Annotated in this window: 8 protein-coding genes; 6 read left to right on the top strand and 2 right to left on the bottom strand. The window is 59.7% G+C overall.

The genetic code is table 11. From position 1 onward, the window contains the following. Positions 1-48 precede the first annotated feature (48 nt). The 3 genes from AC3IUF_RS25675 (at position 49) to AC3IUF_RS25685 (ending at position 3,035) form a co-directional block, all read left to right on the top strand. Entirely contained in the window at positions 49-1,902 is a 1,854-nt protein-coding gene (locus AC3IUF_RS25675; RefSeq protein ID WP_007909796.1) for an Lnb N-terminal periplasmic domain-containing protein, read from the top strand. A 211-nt stretch (positions 1,903-2,113) separates the two neighbouring features. Then, the gene (locus AC3IUF_RS25680; RefSeq protein ID WP_016986195.1) at positions 2,114-2,470 is read left to right on the top strand and encodes a hypothetical protein; all 357 of its coding nucleotides are present in this window, start codon (positions 2,114-2,116) and stop codon (positions 2,468-2,470) included. A 70-nt stretch (positions 2,471-2,540) separates the two neighbouring features. Next, a complete protein-coding gene (locus AC3IUF_RS25685; protein ID WP_150694649.1) occupies positions 2,541-3,035 on the top strand; it encodes a GreA/GreB family elongation factor in 495 nt (164 codons plus the stop codon). Here AC3IUF_RS25685 and gdhA read toward each other — a convergent pair. Next, positions 3,032-4,369 carry an NADP-specific glutamate dehydrogenase gene (gene gdhA / locus AC3IUF_RS25690; protein WP_007909792.1) on the bottom strand — a complete coding sequence of 446 codons (1,338 nt, stop codon included), beginning with the start codon at positions 4,367-4,369 and terminating at the stop codon, positions 3,032-3,034. The two genes, AC3IUF_RS25685 and gdhA, sit on opposite strands and share 4 nt — an antisense overlap. Between gdhA and AC3IUF_RS25695 the strand changes: the two genes are divergently transcribed. Further along, on the top strand, positions 4,368-4,547 hold the full coding sequence (locus tag AC3IUF_RS25695) for a hypothetical protein (protein WP_489279655.1): 180 nt from the start codon (positions 4,368-4,370) through the stop codon (positions 4,545-4,547). The genes gdhA and AC3IUF_RS25695 overlap by 2 nt on opposite strands. A gap of 197 nt (positions 4,548-4,744) precedes the next feature. Here AC3IUF_RS25695 and ettA read toward each other — a convergent pair whose 3' ends face one another. Beyond that, positions 4,745-6,409 (bottom strand): energy-dependent translational throttle protein EttA, encoded by a 1,665-nt coding sequence (ettA, locus tag AC3IUF_RS25700; protein ID WP_122599745.1) that lies wholly within the window; start codon positions 6,407-6,409, stop codon positions 4,745-4,747. A gap of 285 nt (positions 6,410-6,694) precedes the next feature. On the opposite strand from ettA, the gene morA reads away from it, so the two are divergent. Both morA and glyA read left to right on the top strand, forming a co-directional pair. Beyond that, a complete protein-coding gene (gene morA / locus AC3IUF_RS25705; RefSeq protein ID WP_489279657.1) occupies positions 6,695-10,543 on the top strand; it encodes a cyclic di-GMP receptor MorA in 3,849 nt (1,282 codons plus the stop codon). Positions 10,544-10,796: 253 nt separating this feature from the next. Next, complete coding sequence (glyA, locus tag AC3IUF_RS25710) at positions 10,797-12,050, top strand: serine hydroxymethyltransferase (protein WP_007909785.1); 1,254 nt, start codon at positions 10,797-10,799, stop codon at positions 12,048-12,050. Positions 12,051-12,375: the final 325 nt, after the last annotated feature.

Below are 12,375 nucleotides of genomic sequence, written 5' to 3' on the forward strand. Positions count from 1 at the left end.
GCCCGCCCTCCTTGGGTCTTTATTTCTTTCCTGTTCAAGTTGCCGACTATGCTCAAACGCCTTGCCTGGCTGGCGCTCTGTGTCTGCGCCCCGCTGTCCGCCGCGCCAACCATCGACCCTCAACGTTTGCAGCAACTGGCCAACGACCGCTTCTGGATTTCCCTCGGTCACTACGAAACCGCCAAGCTTGGCGGCTGGCGCAGCTATGTCAGCGACAAGAAGTTTTTTCTGGCGCCCGATGGCAACGAACACCCCGATCATGAACTGGCGGCCACCGTGCAAGCGCTGTACGCACCGGCCAGTCTCGGCGAGCAACATGCGCAATGCGTTTATCCGGCGCGCACCCGCTGGCTGAAAGCGCAGCTCAATCTCGGGGATCTACCGACACCGGCATGCGCTGAATACAAGAAGTGGTTCAAGGATGTCTCGCCGCACAGCGCGGTGATGATCTTCCCGGCGGCTTATTTGAACAGTCCGTCATCGATGTTCGGTCACACCCTGCTGCGTATCGATCAGGCTGACGTGCAGGCCGACAAGACGTCGCTGCTCAGTTATGCGATCAACTTTGGCGCCTACATCGAAGGCTCGGACAACAGCATTCTCTACGCTTGGAAAGGTTTGATGGGCGGTTATCCGGGATTGTTCGCCTTGGTGCCGTATCAGGAAAAACTCTCGGAATACCGCAGCCTGGAAAACCGCGACCTGTGGGAATACCGGCTCAATCTGAGCCAAGAAGAAACCGCGCGCATGGTCGAGCATGTGTGGGAGTTGAAGCAGATCCAGTTCGATTACTTTTTCTTCGATGAAAACTGCTCGTATCGCCTGCTGGAACTGCTGCAAGTCGCACGGCCGAGCCTGCGCCTGACCGAACAATTCCCGCTGACCGCCATTCCTACCGACACCGTTAAAGCGGTGAAAGAAGCCGGGCTGGTGGAAAGCATCGAATACCGCCCGTCCCGCGAGCGCGAACTGCTCAGCCGCGCCGAGCCGCTCAGCGGTGAAGAGCAGCAATGGGTGCTGAACGTCAGCGCCGATCAGCAGCAGTTGCAGGATCCGGCGTTCAAAGCCCTGCCACGCGACCGTCAGGCGTTGATCATCGACGCGGCGTATCGTCTGGAGCGCTACCGCGCCAACGGTCAGGAGCGTGATCCGCAACGGGCGCAACGCAGTTTCGAATTGCTGCGGGCGATCAACAAGAACCCGGCGCCTGAGTTGGACATTCCGCAGCCAGGCTTGCCGGAAGACGGCCACGAATCCCGCACCTGGCAGGCCGGTCTCGGCACCCGTGGTGATCGTGCATTCGGTGAGTACGGTTTGCGCATGGCTTATCACGATCTCAACGACAACGCCGAAAGCTTCCCGCTCGGCGCACAAATCGAGATCCTGCAGATGAAGTTGCGTCAGTACGAAGGCAATCACTGGCAGTTCCAGCAACTGGATCTGGCGACGATTCGTTCGCTGACGCCGCGTAATGAGCTGCTGCAACCGCTGTCGTGGCAGGTCACTGGTGGTCTGGAGCGCGTACCGGGCAAGCATGATGACGAGACGCTGGTCAGCCACGTCAACGGTGGTGGCGGTGGCACGTGGGCGCTGGGTGACGATGTGCTGGGTTTTGCCCTCGGCACCGTGCGCGTTGAACACAACAATGATTTCGCCGAGTTCGTGTCCCCGGCCGGCGGTTTCAATACCGGCGTGTTGTGGAAAAACCCGCTGGGCAATCTCAGCCTGGAGGCCAAGGGCGATTACTTCTTCAATGGCGAAGTGCGCCGCAGCCTGAGTCTGAATCAGCAGTGGGAATTGTCGCGCAACCTTGGTTTGCGCCTGAGTGCGCAGCGTGAGTTCAGCCATCTCGCCACGCCGGAAACCGAAGTCATGCTTGAAGTGAAGTGGTATCACTACTGATCCCGAACACATCCCCCTGTAGGAGTGAGCCTGCTCGCGATAGCAATTCATCAGTCACTGGTGCGGTGACTGATACACCGCTATCGCGAGCAGGCTCACTCCTACAGGGGATTTGTGGTGCTCAACGAATTACTCACATGCCTTTCACCAACGCTCGACGAATCAGCTTCTAGACTTTCCCATAAGCCGAGAACCGGCGCGGGAGAGTGCGATGTGGCGGTGTGCGGGTTTACTGGGTGTTGTGCTGTTGCTGGGCGGTTGCCAGACCACCCATGAAGATCTGATCGCCAAGGGTTATCCTCCGGCCTTCGCCGACGGCTTCGATGACGGTTGCATCAGCGGCCGCCAGGCGGCCGGTTCGATCAGCGGCGAATTCCGCAAGAACGTGCCGCGTTATCTTAAAGACAAGCAATACGCCGAAGGCTGGACCGACGGCTTCCGCCAGTGTCAGGCGATGCTGGAAAACAAGGGACGAGAAGAGTATCGCAACGAACACTGGGACGAACGAGAACGCGCCTGGCAGCAGCAGAAAGATCAGGACGCCGGACGGGCTTATCGCTCGCAATAGGTCGCTTCCAGACATCCAGTGAAACCAAATGCCTGCGAGCATGGCCCAAACCTCATACGAGGAGGACACCATGAGTCGCGCATTCGTCAACGAAGACAACGCCGCCGCGCAAGCCGATCAGCCGGTCGAACGGCAGGTCAGCGAGCAGCCCAATTACGTCACCGCACAAGGGCTGGCGCAGTTGCAGGAAAAAGTCGCCGAACTGCAAACCCTGCATGCCGAACAATCAGCCAGAGGTGAGCAGGCCGACAAGCAAAGGCTGGCGGATCTGCAACGTGATTTGCGTTATTTCAATCAGCGCCTGAGCAGCGCACAAGTCGCCGTAGCAGCAACGTCCAGAGACAAAGTGCAGATCGGCAGTTGGGTGACCTACGCCGATGAGCACGACACCGAACGCCGGGTGCAACTGGTCGGCGAAGATCAGGCCGATGCCAGCAAAGGCCTGATCAATTGGGGCTCACCCTTGGGCCGGGCGCTGCTCGGTGCCCGACTCAATGACGAGGTGCTGTGGCAGCGCCCCGCCGGCGATCAAATGATTGAAGTGATCCGCATCGAACCGGCTTAAACCACGCCCTGCGCGAGCATCGCGTCGGCGACTTTGACGAAGCCGGCGATGTTCGCACCTTTGACGTAGTTGATCCGCCCGTTCTCTTCGCCGTAATGCACGCAAGCGTGATGGATCGACTGCATGATCGCGTGCAGCTTGCTGTCCACCTCACCCGCCGTCCACAGCAGGCGCATGGCGTTCTGCGACATCTCCAGACCACTCACCGCCACGCCGCCGGCGTTGGATGCTTTGCCCGGGGCGAACAGAATCCCGGCCTCGATAAAGATATCCACAGCCTCCAGTGTGGTCGGCATGTTCGCGCCTTCAGCCACGCACACGCAGCCATTGCGCAATAACGCGTGTGCGGCTTCAGCGTCGAGCTCATTCTGCGTAGCGCACGGCAGCGCGATGTCGCACGGCAGCGACCACGGCAACTGGCCGGCGCGGAATTCCAGACCGAACGCTGCCGCCAATTCACTGATGCGCCCGCGTTTAACGTTTTTCAGTTCCAGCAGCGCCAGCCACTGTTCTTCGCTCAGCCCGGCTTCGCAATACAGCGTGCCTTCGGAGTCGGACAGGGAAATCACCTTGCCGCCCAGATCCATCACTTTGCGCGCCGCGTATTGCGCAACGTTGCCGGAACCGGAGATCGCCACGCGCTTGCCTTCAACGCCCTGCCCGCGACGCTTGAGCATTTCTTCAGCGAAATACACGCAACCGAAACCGGTGGCTTCCGGACGAATCAGGCTGCCGCCGTAGGTCATGCCTTTGCCGGTCAGCACACTGGTGAATTGGTTGCTCAAGCGTTTGTACTGGCCGAAGAGGAAGCCAATCTCGCGCGCACCGACACCGATATCACCGGCCGGCACGTCAACGTCGGCGCCAATATGGCGATACAACTCGCTCATGAACGCCTGGCAGAAACGCATGACTTCAGCGTCACTTTTGCCCTTCGGATCGAAGTCCGAGCCGCCCTTACCGCCGCCCATGGGCAGCGAGGTCAGCGAGTTTTTAAAGGTCTGTTCGAAGGCGAGGAATTTCAGCACACCCAGGTTCACCGACGGATGGAAGCGCAAGCCGCCCTTGTACGGGCCGATGGCGCTGTTCATCTGGATGCGGAAACCGCGATTGACCTGCACTTTGCCCTGATCGTCGACCCATGACACGCGGAACACCACGGCACGCTCCGGCTCGCAGATACGTTCCAGAATCCCCGAGTTCAGGTAATGCGGATTGGCTTCGAGGAACGGCCACAGACTGCGCAGGACTTCTTCGACGGCCTGGTGAAATTCGGGTTGATCCGGATCGCGTTTTTTCAGGCGGGCGAGGAAGGATTCAACGGATTCGATCATGGCAAAAGTCTCGGCAAATTTATTGTCGTTGGAGGAGATTGGCCGGACTGTAACAAACGAAATGCGCACAGGAACAGAGCAAAATGTCGCAGTTATGAAATCAAATGGTGCACAGGATATAAATCCGGCTGGTTTTTGCCCAGTTTTGCACCTGAATGGTGAGATCAAATTCAAGTGATGCACCAACAGTTATACCGCCATCGCTGGCAAGCCCGCTCCCACAGTGGACATCGGTGAAACACCTATCTCGAACACCCCACAAAACCCTGTGGGAGCTTGGCTTGCCAGCGATGAATCCAACTCGGTATCCCTGAAAAACCAGGCAAAAAAAAACGGAGCCCGAAGGCTCCGCTTTTTCATGCAACCAACCCGATATCAGGCCAGTTTCTTGTGACGTACGCGGTGCGGCTGGGCAGCCGCTTCGCCGAGGCGTTTCTTGCGATCGGCTTCGTACTCGGTGTAGTTACCTTCGAAGAAGATCGCTTGCGAGTCGTCTTCGTACGCCAGGATGTGCGTCGCCACACGGTCAAGGAACCACCGATCGTGAGAGATCACAATCGCAGCGCCCGGGAAGTCCAGCAGGGCTTCTTCCAGGGAACGCAGGGTTTCAACGTCGAGGTCGTTGGACGGTTCGTCGAGCAGCAGGACGTTGCCGCCCTCCTTCAGGGTCAGCGCCAGGTGCAGACGACCGCGCTCACCACCGGACAGATCCTTGACGAACTTCTGCTGATCGCCGCCCTTGAAGTTGAAGCGACCGACATAAGTACGCGACGGAATCTCGTAGTTGCCGATGCGGATCTGGTCGGAACCGTCGGAGATTTGCTGGAACACAGTCTTGCTGCCATCCAGGTCGTCACGGCTCTGATCGACGCAGGCGAGTTGCACGGTTTCGCCGACTTCGATGCTGCCCGAATCCGGTGTTTCCTTGCCCATCAGCATGCGGAACAGGGTCGACTTACCGGCACCGTTACCGCCGATCACGCCGACGATGGCGCCCTTCGGCATCGAGAACGACAGGTTGTCGATCAGCACGCGATCGCCGTAGCCCTTGGTGACGTTCTTGAATTCGATGACCTTGTCGCCCAGGCGCGGACCGGCCGGGATGTAGATCTCGTTGGTTTCGCTGCGCTTCTGGAATTCCTGCGATTGCATTTCCTCGAAGCGTTGCAGACGAGCCTTGGATTTCGACTGGCGGGCCTTGGCGCCTTTGCGCACCCACTCCAGTTCTTCCTTCATGGCTTTTTCGTGGGCCGACTGCTGCTTGGATTCCGCCGCCAGACGATCGGACTTGGCCTCGAGCCAACCCGAGTAGTTGCCTTCGTACGGGATGCCCGCGCCGCGGTCGAGTTCGAGAATCCAGCCGGCGACGTTGTCGAGGAAGTAGCGGTCGTGCGTGATCGCTACCACGGTGCCCGGGAAGTCGTGCAGGAAGTGCTCCAGCCACGCCACCGAATCGGCGTCCAAGTGGTTGGTCGGTTCGTCGAGCAGCAGCATGTCCGGGGCGGACAGCAGCAGACGGCACAGGGCCACACGACGCTTTTCACCACCGGACAGGTGTTCTACTTTTGCGTCCCAGGCCGGCAGACGCAGTGCGTCGGCAGCGACTTCCAGTTGGCGCTCAAGGTTGTGGCCATCGCTGGCCTGCAGGATCGCTTCGAGTTTGGCTTGCTCGGCGGCGAGCTTGTCGAAGTCGGCATCCGGATCGGCGTAAGCGGCGTAGACCTCGTCCAGACGCGCTTGCGCATCCTTGATCACGCTGACTGCTTCCTCGACCACTTCACGCACGGTCTTGGTCGGGTCAAGTTGTGGCTCTTGTGGCAGATAACCGATGTTCAGTTCCGGCATCGGGCGCGCTTCGCCTTCGAACTCGGTGTCGACGCCGGCCATGATTTTCAGCAGCGTGGACTTACCCGAACCGTTGAGGCCGAGCACGCCGATCTTGGCGCCGGGGAAGAACGACAGCGAAATGTTTTTGAGGATTTCCCGCTTCGGCGGAACAACTTTGCCCAGCCGATGCATGGTGAAGACGTATTGAGCCATGGAGAACCTTGGGTCAGTGACAGATGAATGATTGCAGCGCGGGCGATGCCCGGCCAGACCATGCGCGTCGTTCACTTGATGGTTATCAATGCGTGCGCGCTGAAAAAGTCTGAGTCTAGGAGCTGGAACGCTCCCGCGTAACCGGCAAAGCTACCTTAATGACCGGTGGCAGTCCAGCCGAGCGGGGCTGGCACTTCGCCACAACTCAAGGCATGCTAGCCGCCCTTTGGGCGTCCGGCTTATAGTGCACGTCGCGCCAGTCCAGCCAAACCGCAGGATTCCAGCTTGTCCAATGTCACTCCGCCAGCCTCTGTGAGCAGCACCCCACCGGCGCCCGGCTCGTCCCTGCGCGGTACATTAAAGGGTGCGCTGGCGACGCTTGTGCTTTTGTTGCTCGCATTGCTGTTCTGGCAACTGCTCGATCAACTGCGCGAAACCCAGAAAAACCAGCGCCAGTACACCATTGATTACACCGCCGACCTCGCCTCGCAGGTCAGCCTGAACATGGCGCTGAACGCGCAAATCGCCCTCAACCTGCTACCGATCGTCGAACAACCGCAATCAGCCGACGAACAGCAGGCGTTGCTGCGCAAGCTCCAGCAATCGCTGCCCGATTTGCGCAGCCTGGCGTTGCTCAGCCCTTCCGGACGAATCATCAACGACAGCGCCGTCGACAGTCACGATGCCGACTACCTCACCGAACTGGTGCGCCGCAGCCGTGCCCAGGCACATTATTTCAGTAACGCCGACGACGGCTCGGTGGTGCATCTATTGCTGCATCAAGCCAGCGGCAGCACGCGCGGTTATTGGGCCTTGCGCCTGACCCCGACCTTTTTCGACTCGCTGACCAAACAGGGCGAAACCGGCATCCGCCCGTTGTGGCTGGTGGAAAACCGCATCAACCATCAGATCATCAGCCGCGATGAAGCGTTGCCCTCGGCCAAGCCCGGCGTGCTGAGCCCGGACGACCTCGCCAACACCGTGCTGACCGTGCCACTGAGCAGCAGCGACTGGCAGTTGCGTGGCCTGTTCGACCGCCAGCGCGTACTCGAAGAACTGCTGCCGGCATTTATCGGCAAATGCCTTTTGGGCCTGGCGTTCTCGATGCTGCCGGTGATTGCGCTGTTGAACATGCGCCGCCGCCAGCGCCAGTTGCATGAAGGCCGCCGGCGCTATCAGGACATTTTCGAAGGCACTGGCGTCGCCCTGTGCGTGCTGGACCTGTCCGGCCTCAAGCAGGTCTTCGACAAGGCGCAGATCCAGACCAGCGACCAGCTCAAAGCCTGGCTCGACCAGCCGGCGCAACGTCAGCAACTGCTGCAGGAATTGCGCGTCACCGAGGTCAACCAGGTCGCGTTGCAACTGCTCAACGTCAACTCTTGCGAGCACGCCTGGCAACTGTTGATCGATGGCCACCCACACCGTCAGTGCGCCATCGGCAATCAAGTACTCGACGCCGTCCTGCAGCAACAGAAGCAGCTGGAACTGGAAATCAAACTGCCGGACATCAATGGCCGCGACCAGCACCTGTGGATGGTGTTGCGCCTGCCGACCGAGCAGCACGACTACAAAGCGGTGATCCTCAGCATCAACGACATCACCAGCCGCAAGCTGATCGAACTGTCGCTGCTCGAACGCGAAGGCTTCTGGTCCGACGTGGTGCGCACCGTGCCGGATCATCTGTACGTGCAGGACGTGATCAGCCAGCGGATGATTTTCAGTAACCACCACCTCGGTCAAACCCTCGGCTACAACCGCACTGAACTGCATCAGATGGGCGAGTATTTCTGGGAAATCCTCCTGCACCCGGAAGACGCCGACTACTACCATCGCTCGCGGCAGATGCAGCGGCACGCCGGTTACAGTCAGTTGCTTCAGTGCCAATTGCGCTTCCGCCATCGCGACGGCAAATGGCGGCGTTTCGACATTCGCGAACAGGCGTTGGCTCGCGACAAACACGATCAGGTGACGCGAATCATCGGCGTGGCCAAGGACATCACCGAACAGATCGAAGCCAGCGAATCCCTGCGCGACAGCGAGCAGCGTTATCGCATGCTCGCCGAAAGCATCAGTGACGTGATTTTTTCCACCGACAGCAAGCTCTCGCTGAACTACGTCAGCCCGTCGGTGCAGGCGGTACTGGGCTACGACGCCGAGTGGATTTTCCAGAACGGCTGGCAATCGACCATCGCCAACCCGCAGCAACTGAGCGGCATCTATACGCTGATGGATCGGGTCAGCAAGGCGCTGGACAAGCCCGAGCAACTGGCGGTGTTGCGCAATCAGGTGCAAACGCAATTGTTCCTGTTCGACTGCCTGCGCGCCGATGGCCGCAAGATCCCGATCGAGTTGCGTCTGGTGCTGGTGTGGGACGAGCACGGCGCGTTCGAAGGCGTGCTCGGTGTCGGTCGCGACATCAGTCAGCAGCGCCGCGCCGAAAAAGACCTGCGCATGGCCGCCACAGTATTTGAACACTCGACCTCGGCGATCCTGATCACCGACCCGGCCGGATACATCGTGCAGGCCAACGAAGCCTTCAGCCGCGTCAGCGGTTACGCGGTGAGCGAAGTGCTCGACCAATTGCCGAACATGCTCACCGTTGACGAACAGCAGGACGCGCACCTGCGTTACGTGATCAAGCAATTGCACGAGCACAACACGTGGGAAGGCGAAGTCTGGATGAAGCGCCGTAACGGCGAGCACTACCCGGCGTGGGTCGGCATCACCGCGGTGCTCGACGACGAAGGCGATCTGGCCAGTTATGTGTGCTTCTTCAGCGACATCAGCGAGCGCAAGGCCAGCGAGCAGCGGATTCACCGCCTCGCCTACTACGACGCCCTGACCCACCTGCCGAACCGCACGCTGTTCCAGGATCGCCTGCACACCGCGCTGCAATCGGCCGAGCGGCAGAAGTCGTGGGTGGTGCTGATGTTCCTCGACCTCGACCGTTTCAAACCGATCAACGACTCCCTCGGCCACGCCGCCGGCGACCGCATGTTGAAAGACATGGCCACGCGCCTGCTGGCCTGCGTCGACGATGACGACACTGTGGCGCGCATGGGCGGTGACGAATTCACGCTGCTGCTGCAACATCGCTCCAGTCGCGAAATGGCGTTGAACCGGGCGATTCATGTCGCCGAACAGATCCTCGGCAGCCTGGTGCGGCCGTTCGTGCTCGAAGGTCGCGAGTTCTTCGTCACCGCCAGTATCGGCATCGCCCTGAGTCCGCAGGACGGCAACGAACTCAGCCAGTTGATGAAGAACGCCGACACCGCGATGTACCACGCCAAGGAGCGCGGCAAGAACAACTTCCAGTTCTATCAGGCCGACATGAACGCCAGTGCGCTGGAGCGTCTGGAGCTGGAAAGCGACTTGCGCCATGCCTTGGAACAGAACGAATTCGTCCTGTATTACCAGCCGCAATTCAGCGGCGACGGCAAACGCCTGACCGGCGCCGAAGCGCTGTTGCGCTGGCGCCATCCACGTCGCGGACTGGTACCGCCGGGGGATTTCATTCCGGTGCTGGAAGAACTCGGGCTGGTGGTGGACGTCGGCGACTGGGTGATCAGCGAGGCGTGCCGTCAGTTGAAGACCTGGCACCAGAATCGTGTACGCGTGCCGAAGGTCTCGGTGAACATTTCCGCGCGGCAGTTCTCCGATGGCCAGCTCGGCACGCGGATCGCCACGATCCTACGCGAAACCGGCCTGCCGCCGGCATGCCTGGAGCTGGAACTGACCGAAAGTATCCTGATGCGTGAAGTCAGCGAGGCCATGCAGATTCTTGCCGGGCTGAAAAACCTTGGCCTGAGCATCGCAGTCGATGACTTCGGCACCGGTTACTCATCGCTGAACTACCTCAAGCAATTCCCGATCGACGTGCTGAAGATCGACCGCACGTTCGTCGATGGCCTGCCGTCCGGTGAGCAGGACGCGCAGATCGCCCGGGCGATCATCGCCATGGCGCACAGCCTGAATCTGGCGGTGATCGCCGAGGGTGTGGAGACCCATGAGCAGTTGGACTTCCTGCGCGAACATGGCTGCGATGAGGTTCAGGGCTATCTGTTCGGGCGGCCGATGCCGGCGGGGCGGTTTGAGGCGCAGTTCAGCAATGACGCGCTGTTCATGTTCGACTGAACATCGGCGGCGCAACCGAAAAGATCGCAGCCTTCGGCAGCTCCTGCAAGGATTGATGTCGGTCACAGTATTCGGGATCAGCTCGGATTACTGTAGGAGCTGCCGAAGGCTGCGATCTTTTGAGGCCAGCACAATCACCATCTATCTGCGCATGAACGCCACTTGTCTGCGACATGATGTCGTTTCATATGCCATCCAAAACCCATTGGGTTAGAATGCCCCCCTTTTCTGCCCCCGATCCTTGAGGACCGCCATGTTCAGCCGTGATTTGACTATTGCCAAGTACGACGCCGACCTTTTTGCCGCCATGGAGCAAGAAGCTCAGCGCCAGGAAGAACACATTGAGCTGATCGCTTCGGAAAACTACACCAGCCCAGCGGTGATGGAAGCTCAAGGCTCGGTCCTGACCAACAAGTACGCTGAAGGCTACCCAGGCAAGCGTTACTACGGTGGTTGCGAGTACGTCGACATCGTTGAGCAACTGGCCATCGACCGCGCCAAAGAGCTGTTCGGCGCCGATTACGCCAACGTTCAGCCGCACGCCGGTTCGCAAGCCAACGCTGCTGTTTACCTGGCCCTGCTGCAAGGTGGCGACACCATTCTGGGCATGAGCCTGGCCCACGGCGGTCACCTGACCCACGGCGCCAGCGTTTCCTCCTCGGGCAAACTGTACAACGCTGTGCAGTACGGCATCGACGCCAACGGCCTGATCGACTACGACGAAGTCGAGCGTCTGGCAGTTGAGCACAAGCCAAAAATGATCGTGGCCGGTTTCTCTGCCTACTCGCAAATTCTCGACTTCCCGCGTTTCCGCGCCATCGCTGACAAAGTCGGTGCTTACCTGTTCGTCGACATGGCTCACGTAGCCGGTCTGGTTGCCGCGGGTGTTTACCCGAACCCGGTGCCTTTCGCTGACGTCGTGACCACCACCACGCACAAGACCCTGCGCGGTCCACGTGGCGGTCTGATCCTGGCGCGCGCCAACGCCGACATCGAGAAGAAGCTGAACTCCGCGGTATTCCCGGGCGCCCAGGGTGGCCCGCTGGAGCACGTGATCGCCGCTAAAGCGATCTGCTTCAAGGAAGCGCTGCAGCCAGAGTTCAAGGCCTACCAGGAACAAGTGGTGCTGAACGCCCAGGCCATGGCCGAAGTGTTCATCGAGCGCGGTTTCGACGTGGTTTCGGGCGGTACCAAGAACCACCTGTTCCTGCTGTCGCTGATCAAGCAGGACATCTCCGGTAAAGACGCCGACGCCGCTCTGGGCAAAGCGTTCATCACCGTGAACAAGAACTCCGTGCCAAACGATCCACGCTCGCCGTTCGTCACTTCCGGCCTGCGCTTCGGTACTCCGGCTGTAACCACTCGTGGCTTCAAGCAAGCTGAGTGCAAAGAGCTGGCTGGCTGGATCTGCGACATCCTGGCTGACCTGAACAACGAAGCGGTGATCGACGCCGTTCGTGAGAAAGTCAAAGCCATCTGCAAGAAGCTGCCGGTATACGGCGCTTAATTGCGCCGTTAAATCCGCAGCATGAAAAACCGGCCAAGTGATTGGCCGGTTTTTTTTCGCCCCTGATTTCCCGTGTAGGAGCTGCCGCAGGCTGCGATCTTTTGATCTGGATCTTAAAAACAAGATCAAAAGATCGCAGCCTGCGGCAGCTCCTACGGGCTATGGCCGCCGGTCAGACCGGTCATGCCAATTTTCATGTTTTCACTTGTCATCGCGAAAAAACCGAGCGTAGACTGCACCCGCACTGGACATACCGGTAAGACCACAATAATTAAGTTCTGAATCTGATGCGTTCAAGCGCACGGCAGCCAGGACACCGACCAGG

Source organism: Pseudomonas sp. KH_040 (genome assembly GCF_057839305.1).